The sequence below is a fragment of the Microbacterium sp. 05N427 genome (assembly GCF_056397105.1).
Genome location: NZ_JBFTMT010000003.1, coordinates 91,565 through 115,509, shown reverse-complemented (window position 1 = coordinate 115,509; position 23,945 = coordinate 91,565). Strand labels below are relative to the sequence as shown.

22 protein-coding genes and 2 tRNA genes are annotated in these 23,945 nt (G+C 69.6%); 6 read left to right on the top strand and 18 right to left on the bottom strand.

Translation table 11 applies throughout. The annotated features are described in order from the left end of the window. On the top strand, positions 1–1,413 hold the full coding sequence (locus tag AC1DG4_RS04320) for an APC family permease (protein WP_477376445.1): 1,413 nt from the start codon (positions 1–3) through the stop codon (positions 1,411–1,413). A gap of 28 nt (positions 1,414–1,441) precedes the next feature. Here the strand turns inward: AC1DG4_RS04320 and AC1DG4_RS04315 are convergent, their stop codons facing one another. The 13 genes from AC1DG4_RS04315 to AC1DG4_RS04255 all read right to left on the bottom strand — a co-directional run bounded on the left by AC1DG4_RS04315 (position 1,442) and on the right by AC1DG4_RS04255 (position 13,083). Then, positions 1,442–1,960 (bottom strand): CGNR zinc finger domain-containing protein, encoded by a 519-nt coding sequence (locus tag AC1DG4_RS04315; protein WP_477376443.1) that lies wholly within the window; start codon positions 1,958–1,960, stop codon positions 1,442–1,444. 278 nt (positions 1,961–2,238) lie between these two features. Beyond that, on the bottom strand, positions 2,239–2,784 hold the full coding sequence (locus AC1DG4_RS04310) for a DUF1697 domain-containing protein (RefSeq protein ID WP_477376441.1): 546 nt from the start codon (positions 2,782–2,784) through the stop codon (positions 2,239–2,241). Next, positions 2,781–3,425: an isochorismatase family protein gene (locus tag AC1DG4_RS04305; RefSeq protein WP_477376439.1), complete on the bottom strand. Its 645-nt coding sequence runs from the start codon at positions 3,423–3,425 to the stop codon at positions 2,781–2,783. Before AC1DG4_RS04305 ends, AC1DG4_RS04310 begins: the two co-directional genes overlap by 4 nt. 53 nt (positions 3,426–3,478) lie before the next feature. Continuing rightward, positions 3,479–3,554: transfer RNA gene (locus tag AC1DG4_RS04300), tRNA-Thr, on the bottom strand. A gap of 137 nt (positions 3,555–3,691) precedes the next feature. Further along, the gene (locus tag AC1DG4_RS04295) at positions 3,692–5,248 is read right to left on the bottom strand and encodes an alpha/beta hydrolase (RefSeq protein WP_477376437.1); all 1,557 of its coding nucleotides are present in this window, start codon (positions 5,246–5,248) and stop codon (positions 3,692–3,694) included. Next, a complete protein-coding gene (locus AC1DG4_RS04290) occupies positions 5,245–6,402 on the bottom strand; it encodes a DNA polymerase III subunit delta' (protein ID WP_477421091.1) in 1,158 nt (385 codons plus the stop codon). The genes AC1DG4_RS04295 and AC1DG4_RS04290 overlap by 4 nt, the downstream gene beginning before the upstream one ends. Positions 6,403–6,471: 69 nt before the next feature. Further along, positions 6,472–7,101, bottom strand: a complete 630-nt coding sequence (tmk, locus tag AC1DG4_RS04285) for a dTMP kinase (protein ID WP_477376433.1) — start codon at positions 7,099–7,101, stop codon at positions 6,472–6,474. Beyond that, complete coding sequence (gene topA, locus AC1DG4_RS04280; protein ID WP_477376431.1) at positions 7,098–9,944, bottom strand: type I DNA topoisomerase; 2,847 nt, start codon at positions 9,942–9,944, stop codon at positions 7,098–7,100. The genes tmk and topA overlap by 4 nt, the downstream gene beginning before the upstream one ends. A gap of 62 nt (positions 9,945–10,006) precedes the next feature. Continuing rightward, entirely contained in the window at positions 10,007–10,348 is a 342-nt protein-coding gene (locus tag AC1DG4_RS04275; RefSeq protein ID WP_477376429.1) for an Rv3654c family TadE-like protein, read from the bottom strand. Beyond that, the gene (locus AC1DG4_RS04270; protein WP_477376427.1) at positions 10,348–10,641 is read right to left on the bottom strand and encodes a TadE family type IV pilus minor pilin; all 294 of its coding nucleotides are present in this window, start codon (positions 10,639–10,641) and stop codon (positions 10,348–10,350) included. Before AC1DG4_RS04270 ends, AC1DG4_RS04275 begins: the two co-directional genes overlap by 1 nt. 166 nt (positions 10,642–10,807) lie before the next feature. Then, positions 10,808–11,020 (bottom strand): DUF4244 domain-containing protein, encoded by a 213-nt coding sequence (locus tag AC1DG4_RS04265; protein WP_477377340.1) that lies wholly within the window; start codon positions 11,018–11,020, stop codon positions 10,808–10,810. A 120-nt stretch (positions 11,021–11,140) separates the two neighbouring features. Further along, positions 11,141–12,097, bottom strand: a complete 957-nt coding sequence (locus tag AC1DG4_RS04260) for a type II secretion system F family protein (RefSeq protein WP_477377338.1) — start codon at positions 12,095–12,097, stop codon at positions 11,141–11,143. Further along, positions 12,094–13,083: a TadA family conjugal transfer-associated ATPase gene (locus tag AC1DG4_RS04255; RefSeq protein ID WP_477421090.1), complete on the bottom strand. Its 990-nt coding sequence runs from the start codon at positions 13,081–13,083 to the stop codon at positions 12,094–12,096. Before AC1DG4_RS04255 ends, AC1DG4_RS04260 begins: the two co-directional genes overlap by 4 nt. 484 nt (positions 13,084–13,567) lie before the next feature. Between AC1DG4_RS04255 and acs the strand changes: the two genes are divergently transcribed. After that, a complete protein-coding gene (acs, locus tag AC1DG4_RS04250; protein ID WP_477376423.1) occupies positions 13,568–15,532 on the top strand; it encodes an acetate--CoA ligase in 1,965 nt (654 codons plus the stop codon). 129 nt (positions 15,533–15,661) lie between these two features. On the opposite strand, the gene AC1DG4_RS04245 is transcribed toward acs, so the two are convergent. Both AC1DG4_RS04245 and AC1DG4_RS04240 read right to left on the bottom strand, forming a co-directional pair. Then, complete coding sequence (locus AC1DG4_RS04245) at positions 15,662–16,120, bottom strand: RidA family protein (protein WP_477376422.1); 459 nt, start codon at positions 16,118–16,120, stop codon at positions 15,662–15,664. Next, the gene (locus AC1DG4_RS04240; RefSeq protein ID WP_477376420.1) at positions 16,117–16,341 is read right to left on the bottom strand and encodes a DUF4177 domain-containing protein; all 225 of its coding nucleotides are present in this window, start codon (positions 16,339–16,341) and stop codon (positions 16,117–16,119) included. Before AC1DG4_RS04240 ends, AC1DG4_RS04245 begins: the two co-directional genes overlap by 4 nt. A gap of 74 nt (positions 16,342–16,415) precedes the next feature. Between AC1DG4_RS04240 and AC1DG4_RS04235 the strand changes: the two genes are divergently transcribed. The 4 genes from AC1DG4_RS04235 (at position 16,416) to AC1DG4_RS04220 (ending at position 21,044) form a co-directional block, all read left to right on the top strand. After that, positions 16,416–19,070: a transglycosylase domain-containing protein gene (locus AC1DG4_RS04235; protein ID WP_477376418.1), complete on the top strand. Its 2,655-nt coding sequence runs from the start codon at positions 16,416–16,418 to the stop codon at positions 19,068–19,070. Beyond that, complete coding sequence (locus AC1DG4_RS04230; protein ID WP_477376416.1) at positions 19,067–20,002, top strand: metallophosphoesterase; 936 nt, start codon at positions 19,067–19,069, stop codon at positions 20,000–20,002. Before AC1DG4_RS04235 ends, AC1DG4_RS04230 begins: the two co-directional genes overlap by 4 nt. An 84-nt stretch (positions 20,003–20,086) precedes the next feature. Next, positions 20,087–20,160: transfer RNA gene (locus tag AC1DG4_RS04225), tRNA-Pro, on the top strand. 98 nt (positions 20,161–20,258) lie between these two features. Further along, a complete protein-coding gene (locus AC1DG4_RS04220) occupies positions 20,259–21,044 on the top strand; it encodes an HAD-IIB family hydrolase (protein ID WP_477376414.1) in 786 nt (261 codons plus the stop codon). A gap of 105 nt (positions 21,045–21,149) precedes the next feature. Here AC1DG4_RS04220 and AC1DG4_RS04215 read toward each other — a convergent pair whose 3' ends face one another. The 3 genes from AC1DG4_RS04215 to AC1DG4_RS04205 all read right to left on the bottom strand — a co-directional run bounded on the left by AC1DG4_RS04215 (position 21,150) and on the right by AC1DG4_RS04205 (position 23,941). After that, complete coding sequence (locus tag AC1DG4_RS04215; protein ID WP_477376412.1) at positions 21,150–22,412, bottom strand: alpha-hydroxy acid oxidase; 1,263 nt, start codon at positions 22,410–22,412, stop codon at positions 21,150–21,152. A 16-nt stretch (positions 22,413–22,428) separates the two neighbouring features. After that, complete coding sequence (locus AC1DG4_RS04210; RefSeq protein ID WP_477376410.1) at positions 22,429–23,208, bottom strand: FadR/GntR family transcriptional regulator; 780 nt, start codon at positions 23,206–23,208, stop codon at positions 22,429–22,431. A 130-nt stretch (positions 23,209–23,338) separates the two neighbouring features. Then, on the bottom strand, positions 23,339–23,941 hold the full coding sequence (locus tag AC1DG4_RS04205; protein WP_477376408.1) for a thymidine kinase: 603 nt from the start codon (positions 23,939–23,941) through the stop codon (positions 23,339–23,341). Positions 23,942–23,945: the final 4 nt, after the last annotated feature.

Genomic DNA, 23,945 nt, shown 5'->3' with positions numbered 1-23,945 from the left:
ATGTCAACGCTGCCATCCCACTCCGCCGTCGCCGCCGGCGACGATCAGCTCGCCCATGCCGTCACGCACGAACCGGGAGCGCTCAAGCGCACCCTGAAGCTGCGCCACCTCGTCTTCATCGGCCTCGCCTACATGGCACCGCTCGCGGTGTTCGACATGTTCGGCATCGTGGCCGACCAGACCAGCGGCCATGTGCCGCTCGCCTACCTCGTGGTGCTGGTCGCGGTGCTCTTCACGGCATTCAGCTACTCGCGCATGGTGCGCTTCTTCCCGATCGCCGGATCCGCGTACACCTACGCGAAGGAGAGCATCCACCCGTCCGTCGGCTTCCTCGTGGGCTGGGCGGCGACCCTCGACTACCTGCTGCTGCCCATGATCAATGCGATCCTCTCCGGGATCTACATGGGCGCGATCTACCCGGGGGTGCCGTTCTGGGTGTGGGTGCTGCTCACCGTCGTCATCTGCACGGCGCTCAATCTCGTCGGCGTGCGTCTCGCGGCGAGCATGAACGTGATCCTGGTCGGGATCCAGCTCGTCGTCGCCGTGCTCTTCGTCGTTCTCGCGGTCGTGAACATCTCGAACGGCGCCAACGGCGCTGCCTTCACCGTGCGGCCGTTCTTCTCCGACGACGTCCAGGCCGCGGCCCTCGCCGGTGGCGCCGCCATCCTCGCGCTGTCGTTCCTCGGCTTCGACGCCGTCTCCACGCTCGCGGAGGAGGCGAAGCGTCCCACTCGCGACATCCCCCGCGCGATCTTCATCATCGTCGCGGCGGCCGGAGCGTTCTTCCTCACCGTGACCTACGTGATGCAGACGCTGTTCCCCGACGTCACGAAGCTGGAGAACATCGTCGGCGCCTCGCCCGAGATCGCGAAGTACATCGGGGGTGCCGCGTTCCAGGCGATCTTCGTAGGCGGGTACATGATGGCGGTGCTGGGCTGCGGCATCACGCAGCAGATGAGTGCGGCCCGCCTGCTGTACGCGATGGGCCGCGACGGCGCCCTGCCGAAGCGCCTGTTCGGCCGAGTGAACCCACGCACCGGCGTCCCGGTCGCGAACGTCCTCATCGTCGCCGCGATCGCCCTCACCGCGCTGTTCGTGAACCTCGAGCAGGCGTCGTCGATGATCAACTTCGGCGCGTTCATCGCCTTCACCTTCGTGAACCTCTCGGTGATCTTCGTGTTCTTCCGGTTCATCACGAAACGCACGGTCGGATCCTGGATCGGCTTCGTCGTCATCCCCGCGATCGGCATCGTGATCAACGTGGCGCTGTGGCTCAGCCTCGACGGGATCTCGATGATCATCGGCGGCGCCTGGACCGCGATCGGCGTGGTCTACCTGCTGATCAAGACACGCGGGTTCAGGGCCGCTCCGCCCGACCTGACGGGCCCGATCAACGTCGGCATGTACGACTGACGATCGGCCCCGCGCAAGCCGGGGAGCGCTATCCGCGTCGGGCGCGGTGCCGGCGCACGGCGTCGCGGTTGGCGCAGCGCACCGAGCAGTAGCGCTGCCGCCCGTTGCGGGTCACGTCGACCACGACGTTCGTGCACGGCGCCGCCGCGCAGCGCCCCAGGCGTCCCATTCCCCGCGTGACCAGGTGCAACGACGTGCCGACCGCGATCACGGCGCGCAGCACGTGAGGCAGCGAATCCTCCTCGTCCCGGTAGTGCAGGTGCCAGCCTTCGCCGTCGTGGTCCGTGAGCCGCGGATACGCCGCCGCGGTCGCCATCTGCGCGTTCAGCAACGACGCACGCTCTTCCGGCGTCGCCGCATCGACGACGCGCAGCCAGTCATCGATCACGCGGCGAGTGTCGGCGTGATCCTCGGGATTCTCCGGGAACACCATCGTCATCCCGAAGTCTCGAGTGCGCTGCTCGATGCCGGCGCGATCGGACGGCCAGTCGTCGGCGAGCGATGCCGCCATCAACACCGCATACTCTCCGTAAGGGTTGAGATGCATAAGAGCATTACATCATCGTGGAGGCATGAACGCCGCATCCTCTGCCGACACCGCGTCCATCCCTCTCCCACCCCGGGATCCGTTCGGTCCGATCCCGGCGCATGAGCACGCCTGGACGACGCGCTCCCGGCACAGAACCTCCGACGGCATCCTGCTGTATGTGCGCTGCGTGACCTGCGGGGCACAACGCGTGGATCTGCATGCTGCGGGCGCCGCAGCACCGACCGCTCTCAGCAGCGCGTTCGGCGCCGGCGAGCCTGCCGGGTCGTCCGAGGCCTTCAGCCGGCCGTGAGTTCGGCGAGCTTGCGCACTGTGCGCAGGTTGCGGGCCGTGCCCGCGACGCCGAGCGCGCGATCCAGAACGGGGCGTGTGAGCTTGCTGGAGTGCACTCCCCCGGCGCCGAAATCGATCCACAGATCGCTTCCGCGCAGGGCGATCCGCTCGCCGGGCTGCAATCGTGCCGTCAACGTCTCGACAGCATCGGCTCGCGGCTCCCCCTCCAGGAACATCGCGTGCAGCATCTTGTCGGCAGCCGCGTCGGGGAAGGGGTTCTCCTCGATGGCACGGAGCAGATCGTCATGCGTGCGCAGGATCACCGGCGTGTTCACACCGAATGCGTCGTGGATCAGCGTCCGTACCTCCGCGCAGACCGCGGCGGGATCCGCGGGTGCATCGCAGATGACGTTGCCGCTCGCGATGTAGGTCGTCACGGTGCCGAAGCCCCCTCGCTCATTCATGAGTGCGCGCAGCTCGGCCATCGGCACTCTGTTCGCGCCGCTAACGTTCACGGCGCGGAGGAGCAGGGCGCAGCGTTCGACGGTCATTCGGCTGCGCCGTCGGTCTGCCCGGCGGGGCCGTTGTTGGACTCGGCGGGTGCCGCGACGTCGGCCGAACCGCTCGGCACGAGCTCGGCGCCGGCGTGCGCAAGTTCGGCCAGCGCCGCTGCGCTCGATTCGGCGCCGACCCCGGCGACGAGGTCCGTCAGGATCCGCACGTGCAGGCCATGCGCGATCGCGTCTGACGCCGAGGCGCGCACGCAGTGATCGGTCGCGATGCCGACGACGTCGGCGGTCAACACGCTGTGTGCGGACAGGATCCCGGCGACCGTCTCGCCGTCTTCCGTCACGCCCTCGAACATCGAGTAGGCAGGGCGCCCCTGCCCCTTGCGCACGTGATGCGTGACGGCGGCCGTGTCCAGCAGCGGGTCGTAGTCGGCGCCCGGCGTGCCGGCGACGCAGTGCGCGGGCCAGCTGTCGACGTAGTCCGGGGCACCGGAGAAGTGCCCGCCGTTGTCCCCCGTCGCGTCGTGCCAGTCCCGCGAGGCCACGATGACGTCGTAGTCGGCCGCGTGATCGCGCAGCAGCGCGGTGATGCCGCGGGCGACGTCGTCGCCGCCTGTCACGGCGAGGGCGCCTCCCTCGGTGAAGTCGTTCTGGACGTCGACGATCAGCAGCGCACGGGACATGCTCCGAGCGTACGCCGGAACGACGAAACCCCCTCCGAGGAGGGGGTTTCCGGTGGAGCCGCCCAAGGGAATCGAACCCTTGACCTTTTCATTACGAGTGAAATGCTCTGCCGACTGAGCTAGGGCGGCGCACACCTCGAGAGGTGCGCATGCGGGCGAACCGCACGATCAACGATCTTACCCTGTCCGCGGGCGTGCTGCGAACCACGCGCAGCCCGGGCGCGGCCCGGTCACGGCGAACACCGCCACCGGGCCGCAAGGGCGGACTACTCGCAGCGGATCCCTGCCTTATCCGGCACGGTGCCGTTCACGAAGTAGGCGTCAACGGCATCATCCACGCACGCGTTGCCCTTGTTGTAGCCGGTGTGCCCCTCACCCACGCGGGTGATGAGGACCCCGCCCTCGAGCTGCTTCGCGAGCGACTCGGCCCAGGTGTACGGGGTCGCGGGGTCGTTGGTCGTGCCGACGACGAGGATCGGACCGGATCCCGCCGCGGTGATCTCGCCGCGCTTACCCGTGGGCGGGTACGGCCACTGCTCACAGGGATCGGGACCGTCCCAGTACGGGGCGATGGTCGGTGCATCGGCCTTGATCTTGGCGTCCGAGGCCGCCTTGGCCGCCGCGTCGTCCTCCAGCGGGTAGTCCATGCAGTTGTATGCCCGGAATGCCTCGGTCGAGTTGTCGGTGTATTTCCCGTTCTCGCGGTTGTTGTAGAAATCGGCGAGCTGGAAGGCCACGGAGGGATCGCCCTTCAGCACCGCGGTGAGCGACTGGGTGAGGTACGACCAGCTGTCCTGCGAGTACAGCGCCGCGACGATCGACGTCATCAGATTGTCCGCGCCCAGCATGCGGCCGTCCGTGTTCTTCTGCGGCGAGCGGTCGACGCTCGCCAGGAGCGCGCCGAGGTCTTTCATCGCGTCGTCGACCGTGCCCTGGAACGGGCACTTCTTGTCTTTCAGACACGCAGCCATGTATGCGCGCAGTGCCGACTCGAATCCGATCGCCTGGGTCGTGCTGACGTCGAGGTTGGAGACCGCCGGGTCCAGAGCGCCGTCGAGCACCAGGTGCCCGACCCGCTCCGGGTACAGCTCGGCGTAGGTCGCGCCGAGGAAGGTGCCGTAGGAGTAGCCGAGGTAGTTCAGCTTCTTGTCGCCGAGGACGCCGCGCAGCAGGTCCATGTCGCGAGCGGAGTTCACCGTCGTGATGTACGGCAGGATCCCCTTGCTGTTCTGCTCGCAGGCATCGGCGAAGTCCTTGTTGGCGGTCTTCTGCGCCGCCGTCCACTCGTCGCCTCCGCGGGCGCCGGGCCGGATCCCGTACAGGTAGTCGTCCATCTGCGACGCGTCGAGACATTTCACGGCGGTGGAGGATCCGACGCCGCGCGGGTCGAAGCCGATCACGTCGTAGTTCTTGACCAGCGTGGGGCTGACTGCGTAGTCGAGGCTCGACTTGATCAGGTCGAGGCCGCTCGCGCCGGGACCGCCCGGATTCGTCAGGAGCGAACCCTTGGAGGTTCCGGTGGCGCGGTGGCGCACGACGGCGAGGTCGAGGGATCCCTTCCCGGGGTCCTCCCAGTCCAGCGGCGTCTTCACGGTGGTGCAGTCCATGCCGCTGCCGCACGCCGACCAGCTGAGCTTCTGCCCGTAGAAGGGCTTGAGGTCTTCGGCGATGCCCGACGTGTCAGGGCTCGCTGCCGGCCCGGCCGACGTGGACTGCGCAGGGATCATCGAATACAGGCAGCCCGACAGCGCGATCGCGGCGACGACGAGACCCGCCACCACCACCGAGGTGCGGCGCAGGCGCGAGGGGGAACGCGTGTTCATGGTCTCCTCCCACTCGTGACGGTCACGAGCAAGCTCTCGAGGGCGAGCGCGGGGGCGACGTTGCGCTCCAGCGATTCCCTGGTCTCGGCGAGATGGTCGAGCACGACGAGCGTGCGCTCGGGCGGCCAGGCTGCCGCGACGGCGCCGAGTTCCGGCGCGAGCTCGGCGTTGATCAGCACGTCGTCGCGGCCGAACTGCAGCATCACGACATCCCGGAACAGCGACTGCAGATCGGTGAGCACACGGTCGAGACCGTCGCGCACGCTGCGCTTGGCGCGCTGATTCTGCTCGTCCTCGAGCGCTTTGACCTGCGAGCGCACCGCAGGCGGAACCGCCTGCCCTTCGGCGATCCCCACCGTGTGCAGCAGGGCGCGCCGCTCGGCCTCGTCCCGCTCAGTGGTGAGCGCCTTCGCGTCGTCCGTCGCCGCCTGCACGATCTGTCCGGCGACCTCGACGGCGTCGTTGACTCCTCGCGCACCCAGCACGGCGCGCAACGTCTGCTCGCGGCGAGCGCGGGCGGCGGGGTCGGTCGCGAGCCGCTGCGCCATGCCGATGTGCCGCTGCGCATGCCGCGCGGCCTGCTCGGCGACGACGGGATCGGCGCCGGTCCGGCGCACGATGAGCTCGGCGACCGCGGACACGTCGGGCTCGCGCAGCCGCAGCGATCGCACGCGGGACCGGATCGTGGGCAGAAGATCCGCCTCGCTCGGTGCGCACAGGATCCAGACCGTCTGCTCCGGCGRCTCCTCGAGCGCCTTCAGCAGGACGTTCGAGGTGCGCTCGGTCATGCGATCCGCGTCCTCGACGACGATGACGCGGTACCGCCCGCTGGACGGGCCGAAGTACGACCGCTCGACGAGTGCACGCGCCTCGGCGATCGAGATGATGACCTTCTCCGTGCGCAGCACCGTGACGTCGGGGTGGGTGCCGGCGAGCACCTGGTGCATGGTCTGCTCGTCATCCGGGCGCTCGGCGATCAGCGACGCCGCGAACGCCGTGGCGAGCGTCGACCGGCCGGATCCGGGCGGGCCGGTGATGAGCCACGCGTGCGACATCGCGGCAGGATCGGCTACGGCGGTGCGCAGCGTCTCGACGGCCGCGTCCTGCCCCCACACGTCCGTCCACGGAAAGGGAGCGAGAACGGTGGCCGACATGCGGTCAAGCCTAACCGGGGAGAGCGACATCGCACGCTCTGTCCTCGGGCGAACGGCCAGAGCCGGGGCTTAGGCCAGGAGCGCCGCCACCCGGGCACGCACCGCACTCGCGATGTCGTCCGGATCCTGCGCGGCGTCGACGACCAGGAAGCGCTCCGGCTCGGCCGCCGCCAGCGCGAGGAAGGACTCGCGCACGCGCTGGTGGAACTCCTCGCGTTCGGCCTCCAACCGGTCGAACGGCTTCTCCGCCGAATCCAGGCGGCGGCGGGCGATGACGGGATCCAGGTCGAGCAGCACGGTGAGGTCGGGAAGCGCGCCTTCGGCGCCCCACAGCGACAACCCGCGTACCTCGTCCGCATCCAGCACCCGGCCCGCGCCCTGGTAGGCGACCGACGAGTCGAGGTAGCGGTCCTGGATCACGACCTCGTCGCGATCCAGGGCGGGACGCACGACCGTCGCGACGTGGTGCGCGCGGTCGGCGGCGTACAGCAGCGCCTCGGCTCGGGGGGCGATGTCGCCGCGGTGATGCAGCACGATGTCGCGGATGAGCACGCCGACCTCGGATCCGCCGGGCTCGCGCGTGCGCAGGGTCTTCCACCCCTGGCCGCGCAGCCACTCCTCGAGCAGCGCGGCCTGAGTGGTCTTGCCCGTACCGTCGCCGCCCTCGAGCGTGATCCAGAGGCCGCGGCCCTCGCTCACGCGCCGGCCTGCTTCTTCGCCGCGTTGGCGGCCCTCGTGGCTGCGGCCTTCTTCGCCGCGGCGGAGCGGGCGGCGGCCTTCTCGGCATCGGTCGTCGCCGCAGCCTTCTTGGCCGGCGTCTTCTTCGCCGCGGTCTTGGCGGGGGCCTTCTTCGCGGCCGTCTTGGCGGGGGCCTTCTTCGCGGTGCGGGATCCGCCCTTGGGCGCCGGCCCCTTCGCGCGCTTGTCCGCGAGCATCTGCACGGCGATCTCGAACGTGATGTCCTGCACCTGCTGGCCGCGCGGAATCGTCACGTTGGTCACCCCGTCGGTGACGTACGCACCGAACCGGCCGTCGCGGATCCGGATCGGCTTGCCGCTCACCGGATCCGCCTCGAATTCGGCGAGCGCACTGGAGGCACGCCGCGCGCCGTACTTGGGCTCGGCGTAGACCGCCAGCGCCTGCGCGAGGTCGATGTCGAAGATCTGCTGCTCGCTCTCGAGCGAGCGCGAGTCCGCACCCTTCTTCAGGTAGGGCCCGAAGCGGCCGTTCTGCGCGGTGATCTCCTCGTCGGTCGCCGGGTCGACGCCCACGACACGCGGGAGTTCGAGGAGCTTGAGCGCCGTGTCGAGGTCGATCGTGTCGACCGACATCGAGCGGAACAGCGACGCAGTCCGCGGCTTGGGCGCCGTCTCCTTCTTGGCGCCTCGCTTCGGCTTGGGGGTCTCCACGACCTCACCGGTGGTCTCATCGACCTGGTCGTCGTCGGAGACCGGATCGTTCTCCTGGATGTACGGACCGAAGCGGCCGTCCTTGACGACGATGACCTTGCCGTTGTCGGGGTTCTCGCCGAGCACGCGGTCACCGGCGACGGGGGCGTCGATGAGTTCCTGCGCCTTGGCGGCGGTGAGCTCGTCGGGCGCGAGCTCCTCAGGGACGTTCACGATGCGCGGCTTCGCCTCGGGGTTCGCGGGGTCCGCGACCTCGAGGTAGGGACCGTACTTGCCGAACCGAAGCGTGGCCGTGTCTGTGATCCTCGTCGCGTTCAGGGCGCGGGCGTCGATCTCCCCGAGGTTGTCGACGACCTGGCGGAGGCCCGCCCGGGTGTCGGAGCCGTAGTAGAAGGAGTGCAGCCACTCGATCCGCTTCTGCTCGCCACGGGCGATCGCGTCGAGGTCGTCCTCGAGCGCCGCCGTGAAGTCGTAGTCGATGAGGTCGGCGAAGTGCTGCTCGAGCAGCCGGACGACGCTGAACGCCATCCAGGTGGGCACGAGCGCCTGGCCGCGCTTGGTCGCGTAGCCGCGGTCGATCACGGTGCCGATGATGCTCGCGAACGTGGACGGGCGCCCGATCCCGTGCTCTTCCAGCGCCTTGACCAGGGAAGCCTCGGTGTAGCGCGGCTTCGGAGTGGTGCGGTGCGGCTTCGCGTCGGCGTCCGAGACGCCGAGCACGTCGCCCACGGCGACCGCCGGCAACGACTGGTTCTCCGCGGCGTCGGCGTCGTTGCGCTTCTCGTCGCGTCCCTCCTCGTAGGCCTCGAGGAAGCCTTTGAAGGTGTAGACGGTGCCGGAGGCGGTGAACTCGGCGTTGCGCCCATCCGCGTCGACCGCGAGGGTGACCGTGGTGGTCTCGTACTTCGCGTCGGACATCTGGCTGGCGACCGTGCGCTTCCAGATCAGGTCGTAGAGACGCGCCTCCTCGCGATCCAGCTGCGAGGACACCGAGGCAGGCGTCCGGAACTGCTCGCCCGACGGCCTGATGGCCTCGTGCGCCTCCTGCGCGTTCTTGCTCTTGCTCTTGTACACGCGCGGCTTGAGCGGCACGGCCGCGTCGCCGTAGAGAGAGACCGCCTGAGACCGGGCTGCCTGCACCGCCTGGGTGCTGAGCGCGGTCGAGTCGGTGCGCATATAAGTGATGAACCCCTTCTCGTAGAGGCGCTGGGCGACGCTCATCGCCTGCTTCGCGCTCATCGAGAGCTTGCGTCCCGCCTCCTGCTGCAGTGTGGAGGTGGTGAACGGGGCGTACGGGCTCCGGGTGCCGGGCTTGGCCTCGACCTTCGTGACCGCGCCGGATCCGACCGCGTCCACGGCGGCGGCGAGCGACGCCGCGGCCTTCTCATCGAGGATGACGACGGCCTTCTTCAGCGCACCGTTGTCGTCGAAGTCGGTGCCTCGGGCGATCGCCCCGCCGTCCAAGCGGACGAGGCGGACCTTGAAACCGGATCCGTTCGCCGCAGCCGTCGCGTCCACGTCCCAGTACTCGGCCGACACGAACGCCATGCGCTCGCGCTCCCGGTCCACGATCATGCGAGTCGCGGCGGACTGCACCCTTCCGGCGGAAAGCCCGGACTTCACCTTGTACCAGAGCACCGGCGAGACGTCCCAGCCGTACAGCCGGTCCAGGATCCGCCTGGTCTCCTGCGCGTCGACGAGCGCGAGGTCGAGCTCGCGGGTGTTGCCGACCGCGGCCTGGATCGCGTCCTTGGTGATCTCGTGGAACACCATCCGCTTGACCGGGACCTTCGGCTTCAGCGTCTCCAGCAGGTGCCACGCGATGGCCTCGCCCTCACGGTCCTCATCGGTGGCGAGCAGGAGTTCGTCGGCCGTCTTGAGGGCGCGCTTGAGCTCTGCGACGGTCTTGGTCTTGCGATCCGAGACGACGTAGTAGGGATCGAAGTCGTTTTCGACGTCGATCGAGTACTTGCCGTACGCCTGCTTGTCAGCGGCGGGGATGTCCTTCTTGTCAGCGAGGTCACGGATGTGCCCCACCGAGCTGAGCACCTCGAAGCCGTCGCCGAGATAGCCCTGAATGGACCTCATCTTGGTCGGAGACTCGACGATGACAAGCTTCTTGCCTTGCGCCACGGGTGCGTCCTTTCGTCGAAGCACACCATACACACCACACCGGAGTCGGGGACTCAGCGCGGTCATCCGTCGCCGCCAGGAAGTTCGGGTGGTCCTGCACGGGATCCGGCGACGGCCGGGAATCCAGCGTACGCCGCCGAGACGTGCACGATGACCACGGCGCCGTCGATGCGGCAGTCCTGCAGGTCCACGGCATGCGCCAGGGCGACGCGGGCGGCGAGGGCGCACGGCTCCTCCCGCACAGGGATCGCGCCCGAGAGCGCATCGGCGCCCGCAAGCGCGGCGGCGTCGGCCGCGGCCGCCAACCGCTGCGATGTCGCTCCGGCTCCGCCGACCATGGCCGCGCCGAGGCCGAGCACCGCGACCATGGCGATCCCGCCGAGCGCGAGTACGGAGCCCGCCATCACCGGCCTCCATCCAGCGCGCAGCCGGTCGCCCGGATCGGCACGACGATGCCGCCGAGGATGCGGGTCTCGGTCGAGGCGGTCACGCACACGAGCGCGTCGGACCTGCTCACCGCGATCCCCGCGGCAGGATCCGCGCGCGCCACCGCGGCCCCTGCACCTCCCGCGTCGTCGCCGCGCCCGAGGATGCGCGACGCATCGGCCACGGCGTCCTGCAGAGCCACCATGCGCATGCCCGCGCCGAGCGCGCCGACGCCGAGGAGCAGCGTCAGCACGACGACCGGGAGCGCCATGGCGAGCTCCGCCGTGGCGGAGCCGCGCTCCCGGCCGTGGCGAGCGCCCTCCGGGACACCCGGTCGCGGAGGGCGCTCTCGGAGGGCGCCAGATCTCGGCCGGCGCGTTCCTGGACCGCCCGATCCCGACCGGCGCGGATCCGCACCGTCGGATGCGTCGGACACGTCATGCCACCGTCAGCGCCCGGCGCACGAGGTCCGTCAGGATCCCGCGCACCTCGTCCGAGCGCATGATGACGACGAGCAGGCCCGCGAAGGCGACCGCCGCCATCGTCGCGATGGCGTACTCCGCCGTGGCGGCGCCGGTGTCGTCTCCGAACAGCTGTGCTGCGCGCCCTCGCGTGAGCGGCGGCAGTGCTCGCGCGACCGGCGCCGACAGGGCAGCGGCCCTCTGCGGCGTCGACGACCGTGCCGGGGTCGCGGCGGGAGGGATCTGATTCATGGTGTTCCTTCTTTCTTCTCTTCCGGGATGACAGCGCCCGATCGGGCACCATCGGACTCAGGCGAACGGCAACCGGGTGGTGGACAGCACGCTGAGGATCAAGGGGGCGACGCCGAGCAGCATGAAGGCCGGCAGGGTGCACGCCCCGAGCGGGAGCAGCAGACGCGAGCTCAGCCGCGCGGCCCTGGTGCGGCCTGCCGTGCGTGCATCGCGTCGCGCGCGATCGGCCTCGGCCCGAAGGAGCTCCCCGGCCGGCACTCCGGCGGCGGCGGAGAGGCGCAGCACGCGCTCGATCGCCTCCTCCGCGGTCGCAGGACCGTCGTCGGCCACCGTCTCCTGGTCGACGAGGGTGCGGGCGCGCGGAATCGCCGTCCCGCCGGTGAGCGCGACGACGAGCAGCTCCGCGCGGATCCCCGGAATGCCCGCGGCCGGCGCGGCGCGGCGCACCAGCGACGTCGTCCACGCCCGCGCGATCAGCAGCAGCCCGAGCCCCATGGCCAGGCAGATCCACCCCGCGGGCTGCGTGAGCAGCATCGCCGGGGTGTCGAAGCCGAGCGCCGTTCCGAGCAGCAGGCCCACGAGCGGCAGCCACAGCATGAGACGCGCGGTACCCGCGGGTTCGGCGAGCGCGATCGAGATCTCGGCTCTGATCTCACCGGCCTGCTCGAGCGCCGCCGCGATCGCTCGCAGCACCTCGCCCAGGGGCGCTCCCACGGTCGCGGCGATCCCCCACGCCGCGCCGACCATCCGCCACGTCCCGCCTCTGGTGCGGATCGCGTCGACCAGAGCACGCCCCTGCTCCACATCGGCGAGCACCTCGACGGCTTCGGTCGAACCGCTCTCCGCGAGGTGTCGCCAAGCCGTCAGCGGGGCGGCTCCCGCCTGCAGGAGAACGGCCAGCGTCCGCACGACCTCCGCGATCTCGGTCTCGGAGGGCTCTGCACCGCCGCGCCGACCCGCATGCTGCACACGGCGACGGCTTCGGCGGTCGGGATCCCCATGCCTTTCCTTCACCAAGGCCGGACCTCCTCGATGCCGAGATGTTCGCCGTCCAGCCGCAGCGCGCCCACCTGCGTGAGCCGGCGCACGCCGCCGCCTTCGCGGACGAGCTGAAGCACGTACGCGAAGGCACTCACTGCCTGACGCGCGAGCGCCGGCGGATCCATCCCCGCCAAGGCGCCGAGTGCCTCCAGCCGCGCCGGCACGTCGGCGAGCCCGCTCGCGTGCAGGGTGCCCGCGCCGCCGTCATGGCCCGTGTTCAGCGCGGTCAGCAGATCGCGGATCTCCTCGCCGCGGCACTCCCCCACGATCAGCCGGTCGGGCCGCATCCGCAGAGACTCGCGCACGAGCCGCGCCACGCTGATCGCACCGACGCCTTCCAGGTTCGGCTGCCGCGCCTCGAGCGAGACGTGGTGCGGATGTCGGGGCCGCAGTTCGGCGACGTCCTCGATGGTGACGATCCGCTCGTGCGGCGGGACGTGGGCGAGCAGGGCTGCCAGCATCGTGGTCTTGCCCGTGCCCGTGCCGCCCGTGATCAGAAGATTCTTCCTGTCTCGCACCGTCTGTTCGAGCCACGCCCGCTGCGCCCGGTCGATGGCCCCGAGCCGACCGAGGTCATCCAGATCCGCCGCGTGCACCCGCGGGATCCGCACCGAGACGGCGGTGCCACCCGTCGAGACCGGGGCGAGCACCGCATGCACACGCACTCCGGACGCGAGCCGCACGTCCACGCAGGGAGCCTGGTCGTCGAGATRCCTGCCCCCGAGGGCGACCAGACGCACGGCGAGCTCCCGCACTTCGCGCTCGGAAGCCGTCCATCCGGGAACCGCCTCGGCGCCGGCACCGCGATCGACGAAGAGCCCGGCGGCGCCGTTCAGGAACAGATCGGTGACCTGCGGATCGGAGGCATGCACAGCAAGCTCGCCGAATGCCGGATCCAGATCAAGCCGCTCTGCGGCGGCTGTGGATCCACGCGGGACGATCACGAAGGGCGAGGCCATGTCCCGACGCTAGGCACCCGCGTTCCGGCTCGGGACGGGATCCGCGCAATCCGTGCACAACCCGCTGCTCGAGCGGCCTGTGCGGAATGAACCAGCGTGTGCGGAGGGCGGCGACGACCGGCCACAACTCCGAAGGAAGACTGCCATTCCGAAGGACGGATCCGGCCGGATCCTCCTGCAGACATGCGAACGTCCTGCGAAAGTGCGGACGGCACGCGAGGGGCAAGGAAGAGGAGTGGGCGGCATCCCACGGGGGGAATGGGATGCCGCCCGTCTGCGGCCGACGGAGGGGGACCGTCGGAGCCGCAGGAAAAGCCGGATTCGATTGATCGGCCGTCGGACAGTGTACGTCCGAAAAGGCACCGTACAAAACGGATCCCACTACCGACTTCCGTCGGTAGTGAGAGACGATGGGCACGGCTAGATTCGCCGATGTCACGGCTCACGCCGCGATCCCCCCGCCGCAAAGGAGCGCCCTCTCACCATGAGCAGCCAGATCGATCACGTCTTCGACGAGACCCGGGTGTTCCCGCCCTCCCCCGAATTCGCCGCGGCGGCCGTCGCCCAGCCGGAGATCTACACCGAGGCAGCCACCGATCGCAACGCGTTCTGGGCGAAGCAGGCGCGCGAGCTGCACTGGCACAAGCCGTTCACCGAGGTGCTGGACTGGTCGACACCGCCGTTCGCGAAGTGGTTCGCCGACGGCGAGCTCAATGTCGCCTACAACTGCCTCGACCGCCACGTGGAGGCCGGCAACGGCGACCGCGTCGCCCTGCTCTGGGAGGGCGAGCCCGGCGACGAACGGCGCATCACGTACGCCGAGCTCACCGACGAGGTCAAGCGCCTCGCGAACGTGCTCGACGGCCTCGGCGTCGGACACGGCGACCGCGTCGCCATCTACCTGCCGATGATTCCCGAAGCGGTGGCCTCCATGCTCGCGGTCGCCCGCGTCGGAGCGATCCACTCCGTCGTGTTCGGCGGATTCAGCGCCGACAGCCTGCGCTCGAGGATCGACGACGCCGGCGCGAAGGTCGTCATCACCGCCGACGGCGGCTACCGCAAGGGCAAGGCGTCCGCGCTGAAGCCCACGGTCGACCAGGCGCTCACCGATCGCGGCGAGGGCGAGCAGAACACGGTCGAGCACGTGATCGTGGTCAAGCGCTGCGAGAACGAGATCGACTGGGTCGACGAGCGCGACCTCTGGTACCACGACGCCGTGGGCGCGGCCTCGAACGCGCACGAGGCGCGGGCGTTCCCCGCCGAGAACCCGCTGTTCATCCTCTACACCTCGGGCACCACCGGAAAGCCCAAGGGCATCCTGCACACGTCCGGCGGCTACCTCACCCAGGCGTCGTACACGCACCGCGTCGTCTTCGACCTGAAGCCGGAGACGGATGTCTATTGGTGCACCGCCGACATCGGCTGGGTCACGGGGCACTCGTACGTGACGTACGGACCGCTCGCGAACGGCGCGACCCAGGTGATGTACGAGGGCACGCCGGAGACCCCGCAGCAGGGACGCTGGTGGGACATCATCCAGAAGTACGGCGTCACCACCCTCTACACCGCGCCCACCGCGATCCGCTCCTTCATGAAGCTCGGCCGCGAGATCCCGAACCGGTACGACCTGAGCTCCCTGCGTCTGCTCGGCTCGGTCGGCGAGCCGATCAACCCCGAGGCGTGGATCTGGTACCGCGACGTCATCGGCGGCAGTCGCGCGCCGATCGTGGACACCTGGTGGCAGACCGAGACCGGGGCGATCATGGTCTCTCCGCTCCCCGGCATCACCGCGACCAAGCCGGGCTCGGCGCAGGTGGCACTGCCGGGCGTGTCGATCGACGTGGTCGATGACGACGGGCAGCCCGTGGGCGCGGGCGGCGGCGGCCTCCTGGCGATCACCGAGCCGTGGCCGAGCATGCTCCGCGGCATCTGGGGCGACCCTGAGCGCTTCAAGGAGACCTACTGGGAGAAGTTCGAGAAGCAGGGCTACTACTTCGCCGGCGACGGCGCGCGCTTCGACGAGGACGGCGACCTGTGGCTGCTCGGCCGCGTCGACGACGTGATGAACGTCTCCGGCCACCGCCTCTCCACCGCCGAGATCGAGTCGGCGCTCGTCGCTCACGAGGCCACCGCCGAGGCCGCCGTGGTCGGCGCCTCCGACGAGACCACCGGTCAGGCCGTCGTCGCCTTCGTGATCATCAAGGAGAGCTACCTCAAGGCGCACGCCCCCGAGGGCCTCGCGCAGCTGCTGCGCGGCTGGGTCGGCGAGCAGATCGGCCCGATCGCCCGCCCGCGCGACGTCTACATCGTCGGCGAGCTGCCCAAGACCCGCTCCGGCAAGATCATGCGCCGCCTGCTGCGCGATGTCGCCGAGGGCCGTGAGGTCGGCGACACCACGACGCTCGCGGACACGATGGTGATGTCGACCATCTCGGCGCAGGTGAAGTAGGGATCCGGATCCCTACGCGGTTCCTGAGCGTCCTTCGTCTCGTCGCTGCGCTCCTCGCTCAGGAACCGTGAAGCGAGACGAACCTCGCTCAGGAACCGTGAAGCGAGACGAAGGACGCTCCTGAACGACTCAGGCGAGGGTGAAGACGACCTCGACCTCGACCGGGCTGTCCAGCGGCAGCACGGACACGCCGACCGCGGCGCGGACGTGCTTGCCGGCCTCGGCGAAGATCTCCCCGAGCACCTCGCTCGCCCCGTTGATCACGCCGGGCTGGCCGGAGAACGACGGGTCGGAGGCGACGAAGCCGGCAACCCGGAGCACTCCGCCGAGCCGGTCCACGCCGCCGGCAGCGTCGGCCGCCGCGGCGATCGCGTTGAGCGCGCACAGGCGGGCGAGCCCCTTGGCGTCCTCAGCCGGAACCTCTGCGCCGACCTTGCCGGTCGCCGGCAGGGATCCGGCCACGAACGGCAGCTGACCGGAGGTGTAGACGAGACCCGCATGCACACGGGCGGGCACGTAGGCGGCCACCGGAGCGGCGACGGACGGGAGCTCGATGCCGAGCTCGGCGAGACGGGCGCTGATGGTCATGCGGATTCTCCTTCGAACTGACGCGCGGCGTCTGCCGCCGCGGAAAGACCGGTGTTGGCGGCCGCGTCGCCGCCGACCGGACGCTTGAGGTACGCGACGAGCCCGCCCTCGGGCCCTGTCACGACCTGCACGAGCTCCCAGCCCTGCTTGCCCCAGTTGTTCAGGATGGCGGCGGTGTTGTGGATCAGCAGCGGTGTGGTGAGGTATTCCCACGTGGTCATGGCTCTCCCGGAGGGACGGACACGCTCGGGCGCGTCAAAGTTTGCGTTCAGGGAACTCCCCTACGATCAAGCGTATGCCTCAGACCAAACGCACGCTCACCGGTGTGCTCAGCGGCCTGGCCGGCCTTGTCGGTCTCAGCGTCGTCGCCGGTGTGCTCGTCACGGCCACTGTCACTCCGGTGTTCGCCGTCACCGGTGCTGCCGCCGCACAGTCGATCGACCTGTTCGAGGGTCTGCCCTCCAACCTGAAGGTCGACCGCCCGATGCAGCCGACCACGATCTACGGCATCGATACGAACGGCAAGCCGCAGCAGATCGCGCGCTTCTACGATCAGAACCGCGTCCCGGTGACATACAACCAGGTGGCCCCCGTGCTGTACGACGCCCTACTGGCGAGCGAGGACAAGAACTTCTATTCGCACGGCGGCATCGACATCACCGGGACCCTGAAGGCCGTCATCGGCAACGTGAGCGGATCCGCGACGAATGGCGGATCGTCGATCAGCCAGCAGTACGTCAAGAACGTGCTGCTACAGGAGTGCGAGAAGGGTGTCCCCCTCAGCGACGACAAGCGCGACGACAAGCTGAACCAGTGCTGGTTGGATGCCGCGTCCGCCGTCGGCTCCGCGGGCATCGCGCGCAAGCTGCAGGAAATCCGCTACGCCACGGCGATCGAGAAGCAGTACTCGAAGAACGACATCCTCATCGGGTACCTGAACCTGGTGAACTTCGGCGGCACCACCTACGGCATCGAGGCGGCGGCACAGCGCTACTTCAGCGTGTCCGCCTCGCAGCTCAATGCCGTACAGGCAGCGACCCTGGTCGGCATGGTGCAGAACCCGAACGCCTTCCGCATCGACCTGCCCGGCGGCACGTACGACTGCGACAAGGACGGCAAGAACTGCAAGAACTCGCAGGCCGACGGCTACCACGACACCCTGGTACGTCGCAATTACGTGCTCAGCCGCATGGAGACTCTCGGCAAGATCACCAAGGAGCAGTTCGACGCAGACAAGGCGCAGCCGATCACCCCTGCGATCAAGACCCCCTCCTCAGGCTGCGGTGACGCCGCTGGCAACGCCTACTTCTGCAAGTACGTGTACTCGACGCTGCAGAACGACTCTTCGCTCGACCCCGTGCTCGGCCCCTCGAAGGATCGCGCCGACAAGCTGCTGCGCGGCGGGCTGAACGTCTACACGACGCTCTCCTATCCGATGCAGGACGCCGCGCTGCGCGCCATGGCAGATCGCACCACGCCGACCATCCCCGGCATGGACTTCGGTGCCGCTGCCGTCAATGTCGACCCCAAGACGGGCAGGATCCTGGCCCTCGCGCAGAACACCACGTACACCGAGGAGACGACGGACACCGGCACCACCGGCCAGACAGGCATCGTCTACGCCGCGGATCAGGCGCATGGCGGCGGCATCGGGTTCTCGGTCGGATCGACGTACAAGGTCTTCACGCTCATCGACTGGCTGGAGAAGGGGCATTCGCTCCGCGAATCCGTGAACGGCAACCTCCAGCGGCTGACGTTCAAGTGCGGCGACGACACGATGACCGCCGACAGCGGCGAGATCGGCAACTTCCAGAATGCAGGTGGCTACGTCGGCACGCCGCTACGGTTCACCGCTCAGTCTCTGAACAGTGGATTCCTGGCGATGGCGGCGAAACTCGATCTCTGCGAGATCAATGATGTCGCCGCGCGGATGGGGCTCCACCTGGGTACGGAGTACAAGGGGCAGATGCTCCCCGTGAACAACAAGGCCAACATCGTCAACGACAAGGGCGACATCCTGGCCTCCGCACCGGCGCCGTTCGACGTGCTCGGCTCCAAGAACATCGCCCCGCTGGACATGGCGTCGGTCTACGCCACGATCGCCAACAACGGCACACGCTGCGAGCCGCACGCGATCGACAAGATCACGGGGCCCGACGGGGTGCCGCTCCCACTGCCCGCCGCCAAGTGCACCCAGGTCCTCGAACCCGACATCGCAGCGACAGCGGCCTATGCGCTGCGGGGCGTAATGGATGGCGGCACCGGCGCCCGGGCGAACCCCGGTGACGGCACGGCGCTGATCGGCAAGACGGGTTCGCACAACAACTCGCAGACCATGCTGATGGCCTCGTCCACCGCGTCCACCACGGGTATCTGGGTGGGCCAGGCGAGCGGCGACGTCGACATCTCCAATTTCGAGACGCAGGGCATCGACGTGCCGAGCATCCGGTACTACCTCGGTAGCGACATCTTGGGTGCAGCCGACAGCCTGTTCCCGGGCGGGGATTTCCCGGACCCCGTGCAGAGCCTGCTCAAGCAGTCCTACACGAACCTGCCCAGCGTGGTCGGCATGACCGTCGACCAGGCGAAGCAGACCCTCGACAACGCCGGGTTCGCCGTGCAGGTCGGCGCCGCCGTGCAGAGCAATCTGCCGACTGACCAGGTCGCGCAGCAGGATCCGGGTCCCGGTCAGGCCGTCACCGGCAGCACGATCACGATCTCGCCGAGCAATGGGCAGGGGGCCTCGGTGCCGAACGTGGTCGGGATGACCATGGGCGACGCCGCGAATGCGCTCAAGGCGGCGGGCTTCCACTCGGCCAAGGGCACCTGCACCCCCGGCAATGGCGACGACTCCGGCACCGTGTCCGCGACGTCTCCGGCGGCAGGAACGGCCGCCGCTAAGGGCTCCTCCGTCACGCTCAACTACGTGAAGAAGAACTGCCAGGGATGACGTCCTCTCGCACCAACCGTTCGGCCCTCATCGCACTCGGTGCGGTGGGGGCCGCCGGTGTCGCAGCCGCCACCTGGGGCATCGGCATCGAGCGCTACCTCTTCACACTGCGGCACGCCACGGCGCGGTCACTGCCCGCAGGATCCCGTCCCCTGCGCATCCTGCACGTCTCCGACGCGCACATGGCGCCCTGGCAGCACCGCAAGCAGCGCTGGCTCGCCTCCCTGGCGGAGCTGCGCCCCGATCTCGTCGTAAACACCGGAGACAACCTGGGCCATGAGCGCGGCCTCGAAGGCATCCGTGCGGCATTCGCCCCGTTCGCGGGAACGCCGGGAGTCTTCGTGCACGGGTCGAATGATGTGTACGCGCCGTCGCCGCGCAACCCGTTCCGCTACTTCATGGGCCCGTCCGCGCGTATCGCGACGACGCCGAAACTCGACACCGCGGCGATGGACGCGTTCTTCACGGACGACCTGGGCTGGACGGATCTGGACAACACCGCGGCCTCGCTGACTGTCGCGGGGGAGCGCATCGACCTGTTCGGAGTGGATGATGCGCACCGCGCCTGGGACGACCTCAATACCCTGCCCGCCGCGATCGATGCGCTAGGCCCCCGCCCCGCCGACGTGCCCATGCTGGGCGTCACGCACGCCCCGTACCAGCGCGTACTGAACTCGTTCACCGATCTGGGCGCGGACGCGATCCTGGGCGGCCACACGCACGGCGGCCAGGTGTGCATCCCGGGCTTCGGCGCGATCGTCGCGAACTGCGACATCCCCCTGAAGCAGGCGAAGGGCCTCAGCACCTGGTCCCACGCCGGCCGCACGGTCGCCCTCAATGTGAGCGCCGGCTGCGGCCACTCGATCTACGCGCCTGTCCGCTTCGCGTGCCGCCCCGAGGCGACCCTGCTGACGCTGCTGCCGCGGTCGTGACGGACTCGGCCCCTCGGCGCCACGCGCGGGTTCCCCCTCGATTCGACCCTCGGGCCGCCACCGTATAGACTTGAACGGTTGTCGCGGGGTGTGGCGCAGCTTGGTAGCGCGCTTCGTTCGGGACGAAGAGGCCGCAGGTTCAAATCCTGTCACCCCGACAGCACAGAGGGACCGATCCAGAGGATCGGTCCCTCTCCTCTTCCCCGGCCGCGGCCCCCGCGATGCTCTCAGCCCAATCCTCTACGCTGGAATCGCTATGACGACGCCCCGCCTGGTCGCCTTCGACCTCGACGACACCCTCGCCCCCTCCAAGGCCGCGATCGATGCCCGCATCGCCGATCTCCTCCTCGCTCTCGCGAGYCGCGTCGAGGTCGCGATCATCTCCGGCGGCAACGAGGAGCAGTTCCGCACCCAGGTCATCGCCCGACTCGGCGACGCCGACACGGAGCTCCTGCAGCGCATCCACCTGCTGCCCACCTGCGGCACACGCTACCTCCGCCACGACGGATCCGGCTTCTCTCTCGTCTACGCCCGCGACCTCAGCGATCAGCAGAAGGCCGCAGCCCTCGGCGCCCTCGAAGAGGAGGCGCGCCGCCTCGGCCTCTGGGAGAGCGAGACCTGGGGGCCGATCCTCGAGGACCGCGGCTCGCAGATCACCTTCTCCGCCCTCGGCCAGAAGGCGCCCCACGACGCGAAGAAGGCCTGGGACCCCGACGGATCCCGCCGCGCCGCCCTGCGGGATGCCGTGGCGCCCCGCGTGCCCGATCTCGAAGTCCGCTCCGGTGGATCCACCTCGATCGACATCACGCGCGCCGGAATCGACAAGGCCTACGGCATGACCGAGCTCGCCGAGCGCACGGGCATCCCCTTCGCGGAGATGCTCTTCTACGGCGACCGCCTCGACGAGGGCGGCAACGACTACCCCGTGAAGGCTCTCGGCGTGCCCTGCGTCGCCGTGGAGGGCTGGGAGGACACGGCGGACCATCTGGACGCCCTGCTGCCCGGGCTGGGGACCGCTCCCGCGACCCCCCAGGCGCTCTGACGCCCCCGCTCTACCGGGCAGCGGGACCCCCACGGCGCATCGCCGCCCCGGACGTCCCCTGACGCCCCAGGACGGCGACAGGATCGGGTTCCGGGGCTCCCGAGGTCAGCGCGCCGTGACCGCCGCAGCCGCGGGCGCTACGGGCACCATGCGGGTGAGCTGGGTGACGTGGCGGGGCTCCAGCTCTGCGAGCGACGAGACGCCGAGCAGACGCATGGTGCGCTCGATCTCGCTGCGCAGGATCGCGATCGTACGGTCGACGCCGCGGCGCCCACCCGCCATGAGGCCGTAGAGGTAGGCGCGGCCGATGAGCGTGAAGTCAGCGCCCAGCGCGACGGCGGCGACGATGTCGGCGCCGTTCATGATGCCGGTGTCGACCATGACGGTGAAGTCGTCACCCACGGCCTTGCGCACCTGCGGCAGCAGGTGGAACGGGATCGGCGCGCGGTCGAGCTGGCGGCCGCCGTGGTTGGAGAGCACCACGCCGTCCACGCCGTGCGTGTCCTTCAGCCGCAGCGCGTCCTCGACGGTCTGCACGCCCTTGACGAGGAGCTTGCCCGGCCAGATGCCCCGGATCACCTCGAGGTCGTCGTAGCTGATGGTGGGATCCATCGCCGCATCCAGGAGCTCCCCGACCGTACCGCCGGTGGTCGACAGAGACGCGAACTCGAGCTTCGGGGTGGTCAGGAAGTCGATCCACCACCACGGCCGCGGGATCGCGTTGATGATCGTGCCGAGAGTGAGCTGCGGCGGGATCGAGAAGCCGTTGCGCTTGTCGCGCAGGCGGGCGCCGGCGACCGGGGTGTCGACCGTGAACATGAGCGTGTCGAAGCCGGCCTCGGCGGCGCGGCGGGTGAGGCCGTAGGAGATCTCCCGGTCGCGCATGACATACAGCTGGAACCAGTTCCGTCCGGCGGGGTTGGTCTTCTTCACGTCCTCGATCGAGGTCGTGCCGAGCGTGGACAGCGTGAACGGGATCCCGGCTGCCGCGGCGGCGCCGGCGCCGGCGAACTCGCCCTCGGTCTGCATGAGACGCGTGAATCCCGTCGGCGCGATCCCGAACGGCAGCGCGCTCCGGCCGCCCAGGATCGTGGTGGAGGTGTCGAGCTCGGGAGCCGGGGCGAGGATCGCCGGGTGGAACTCGACGTCCTCGAACGCCTGGCGGGCACGCGCCAGCGACAGCTCGCCTTCGGCAGCGCCGTCCGTGTAGTCGAAGGCCGCCTTGGGCGTGCGTCGCTTCGCGATCGTGCGCAGGTCCGAGATCGTCAGGGCGCCCTCGAGGCGGCGCTTCGTGCCGTCCAGCTCTGGGGCCTTGAACTTCATCAGATCGAAGATCTCGGCGGGGTTGGGAAGCTGTCGCTGCACCATGGGTGGGTCCTTCCGATCAGACAGTCGTGTCGCCCGCGCCAGCCAGGCCGGTCGCGGCGTAGTAGCCGGTGATGTGGTCGTGGACGAGCGCAGCCGCTGCGTCGGCACGACCCTCGTCGATCGCGCGGACGATGTCGCGGTGCTCGGCGCGGAGCCGCGCCGCCATGCCCGCCCAGTCCTCGATCCCCGCGGATCCGGTCCGCACATACGATTCGATGCTGTCGCGCAGCCCCGTCATCATCGCGGCGACGACCGCGTTGCCGCTGGCCTCGGCCAGCGCCAGGTGCAGCTGCGCGTCGAGCGCGAGGAAGTCGGCGGCGTCGAGCTCGGCGTCCATCGCGTCGAGCAGGCGGCGGACCTCGGCAGTGTCGCCCGCTCCCCCGGCGAGAGCCGCGACGACGGCCTGCTCCAGGATGAGGCGGGTGCCCACGACATCGGCGATCGGGAAGCCCTGCGCGGCGACCTGGAGCCGCAGGAGTGCGGACAGGCCGCCTCCGGGCGCGGCGATGACGATCGCGCCCGCCTGCGGGCCGGATCCGGTCGAGGTGCGGATGAGCCCCATCACCTCGAGCACGCGGATCGCCTCGCGCACGCTGGAGCGCCCCACGCCCAGCTCTGCCGCGAGATCGCGCTCGCTCGGCAACCGGTCCCCCGGGCCGAGCTCACCGTCGAGCAGGCGCTGTTCGACGTGCTGCAGCACCGTGCGCCAGGTGCGTGCGGGCGCCTCCCCGCGTGCGGGCGCCTCCCCGCGTGCGGGCGCCTCCCCGCGTGCGGTCGCCTCACTGCGTTCGCTCATCGCTCCTCCTGTGGTCTGACCACACGATACCCTCTGTGGTCAGACCACGCAACGAGCTCCCCACAACCGAGTCGTCCCCATCAGCGCACGCTWTGGGGCGCGCTGATGGGGACGACTCGGAAGATGGGGGTCAGCCCAGGCGGCCGCCGGACTCCTCGAGGTAGCAGTGTCCGCAGAGGGACTCGTAGGCGACCGAGGCGCCGTCGATCGCGACCTGGTCGCCGTCGAAAACGAAGCGGTCGCCGATCCGCCGGCCGTTGAAGACCGCCTTGCGCCCGCAGCGGCAGATCGTCTTGAGCTCCTCGAGCGTGTGCGCGATCGCGAGCAGCCGGCCGGATCCCGGGAAAGCGTGCGTGAGGAAGTCGTTGCGGATCCCGTATGCCAGCACCGGGATGTCGTCCTCCACCGCGACCCGGAACAGGTCGTCGACCTGGTCCGGCTCCAGGAACTGCGCCTCGTCCACGAGGAGGCAGGCGACGTCGGATCCGCCACGCCGGACGCGGTCGCGATCGAGATGGAACAACGCCCTCGCGCCCTCCCCCGCACCGATGAGGAAGTCGACCTCGCGGGTCATGCCGAGGCGGCTCTCGATCTGCGTGGCGCCCTTGGTGTCGATCGCGGGCTTCGCGAGCAGCACCTGCTGGCCGCGCTCCTCGTAGTTGTAGGCGGCCTGCAGCAGCGCGGTGGACTTGCCCGAGTTCATCGCTCCGTAGCGGAAGTACAGCTTGGCCACGGCG

What these genes read in the sequence shown, in the direction of transcription:
- AC1DG4_RS04320 (WP_477376445.1), top strand. Translation starts at nt 1, where the DNA reads ATGTCAACGCTGCCATCCCACTCCGCCGTCGCCGCCGGCGACGATCAG.
- AC1DG4_RS04315 (WP_477376443.1), bottom strand. Translation starts at nt 1,960, where the DNA reads ATGCATCTCAACCCTTACGGAGAGTATGCGGTGTTGATGGCGGCATCG.
- AC1DG4_RS04310 (WP_477376441.1), bottom strand. Translation starts at nt 2,784, where the DNA reads ATGACCGTCGAACGCTGCGCCCTGCTCCTCCGCGCCGTGAACGTTAGC.
- AC1DG4_RS04305 (WP_477376439.1), bottom strand. Translation starts at nt 3,425, where the DNA reads ATGTCCCGTGCGCTGCTGATCGTCGACGTCCAGAACGACTTCACCGAG.
- AC1DG4_RS04295 (WP_477376437.1), bottom strand. Translation starts at nt 5,248, where the DNA reads ATGAACACGCGTTCCCCCTCGCGCCTGCGCCGCACCTCGGTGGTGGTG.
- AC1DG4_RS04275 (WP_477376429.1), bottom strand. Translation starts at nt 10,348, where the DNA reads ATGGCGGGCTCCGTACTCGCGCTCGGCGGGATCGCCATGGTCGCGGTG.
- AC1DG4_RS04270 (WP_477376427.1), bottom strand. Translation starts at nt 10,641, where the DNA reads ATGGCGCTCCCGGTCGTCGTGCTGACGCTGCTCCTCGGCGTCGGCGCG.
- acs (WP_477376423.1), top strand. Translation starts at nt 13,568, where the DNA reads ATGAGCAGCCAGATCGATCACGTCTTCGACGAGACCCGGGTGTTCCCG.
- AC1DG4_RS04245 (WP_477376422.1), bottom strand. Translation starts at nt 16,120, where the DNA reads ATGACCATCAGCGCCCGTCTCGCCGAGCTCGGCATCGAGCTCCCGTCC.
- AC1DG4_RS04240 (WP_477376420.1), bottom strand. Translation starts at nt 16,341, where the DNA reads ATGACCACGTGGGAATACCTCACCACACCGCTGCTGATCCACAACACC.
- AC1DG4_RS04235 (WP_477376418.1), top strand. Translation starts at nt 16,416, where the DNA reads ATGCCTCAGACCAAACGCACGCTCACCGGTGTGCTCAGCGGCCTGGCC.
- AC1DG4_RS04230 (WP_477376416.1), top strand. Translation starts at nt 19,067, where the DNA reads ATGACGTCCTCTCGCACCAACCGTTCGGCCCTCATCGCACTCGGTGCG.
- AC1DG4_RS04215 (WP_477376412.1), bottom strand. Translation starts at nt 22,412, where the DNA reads ATGGTGCAGCGACAGCTTCCCAACCCCGCCGAGATCTTCGATCTGATG.
- AC1DG4_RS04210 (WP_477376410.1), bottom strand. Translation starts at nt 23,208, where the DNA reads ATGAGCGAACGCAGTGAGGCGACCGCACGCGGGGAGGCGCCCGCACGC.